This window comes from Parabacteroides sp. AF21-43 (assembly GCF_003635435.1).
Classification (GTDB): Bacteria; Bacteroidota; Bacteroidia; order Bacteroidales; family Tannerellaceae; genus Parabacteroides; species Parabacteroides distasonis.
Map to the genome: position 1 here is coordinate 1 of NZ_QTMG01000009.1, position 1,247 is coordinate 1,247.

At 48.4% G+C, this 1,247-nt stretch carries 2 protein-coding genes; both read right to left on the reverse strand.

Features of this window, described 5'->3' with window-relative positions:
• Window positions 1–1,034 (reverse strand): AAA family ATPase (locus tag DWX84_RS08205; RefSeq protein ID WP_122377482.1); only part of this gene is annotated, 1,034 nt, incomplete at its 3' end.
• 5 nt (window positions 1,035–1,039) lie between these two features.
• On the reverse strand, window positions 1,040–1,247 hold a 208-nt coding region (locus DWX84_RS08210), incomplete at its 5' end, for a helix-turn-helix domain-containing protein (RefSeq protein ID WP_147431257.1).

Here is a 1,247-nt window from a genome sequence, read left to right on the forward strand (position 1 = left end):
TCTTTCACAATCATGCGCTTGTTCACAAGGAACTTGTTCAAATCCACATGGATATTGCGTCCACGCTTGTAGCCGATACTTGCATAACCCTGTTTCAAGGTCTTTAGGACATTCTCGTAACCATATATGACCTGTTTGCCAAAACCGTTTTCCAAAGCTGTCCTGTGCTGTTGCTCCGTCAGTTCTGCCAGTGGAAAGCCCCTGTCTTGGCTGGGTTGCTTGAATACATAACCGTCCACGGCTTCGGGCAATGCGCTGTCGTTGATACGGAATGCGAACGGGTCAAACTCCCGGTCACGTATGTGCATCGCCTTTACCTCGCTTATGTTGCCGTCCTGCGTACTTTTGGTAATTTGCAGGACGGTTTCAGCCTTATTGTTCAGTTCCGTACCGATATGCCCCCTTGTGTTGTCATCCCCCTTGTTCAAATGCAGTACGGTATGGATATGCAGGTTATATCCGCTTGACCAGCGCATCAAGAGGTTGATTAGGTCAGTCGATTCGCTGGGGCTGTTGATGTCATACATCAAGTCACGGATTCCGTCAATGATGAGCAACCCCACATCGGGCATATTTTCAAGCATATAACCGATAATCTGTTTCCGCTTATCGGGTGTCTGCTCCCTTAGCACGATGAAAACAAAATCGTCCCTGTCCTTGTCGGTAGGCAGTCCGGCAAGCCGCAAAATACGCTCCATGACCTTGTGGCAATGGTATTTGCTCTGCTCGGTATCTACATAGAGGATTTTCCGCTTGTTCGGTGGCAGATATGCCGAATACTTCAGTACCTCGTCATTCTTCAACGCTGCCGCAACGATAGCGGAAATGTTGAATGTCTTTTTGCTCTTGGCTTTTCCTGTGGATGCGCTGAAATTACCCAGCGTGCCAATGGTAGAGCCGTTCACCCAGAGTATTTCGGGCGGCACTTCGTAAGTGTCCGTCACCTTTAGATGAATGGTTTTCCAAAGGGCTGCGAAATCCTCTTTCTGCATGGTGATGTCCTGCCCGGCTTCTGTCGCTTTTCTATTTTCCATAGCCGTTATTTCTTTAGAGGACGGTTAAGGATATACTTCTGCGCTTCCTGCTCTATCTGCGCCTGCGTCTTGACCGGGTTCTGACGCAACCATGCTTCCAACTCCGCTTTCTCAAAATAAAGCATTTTGCCCTGCGGCTTGTAATGGGGTATCAAGTTACCCGAAGTCAGCTTGTACAGGTAACTTTTAGAAAGGTTCAAGAACTTGCTCGCT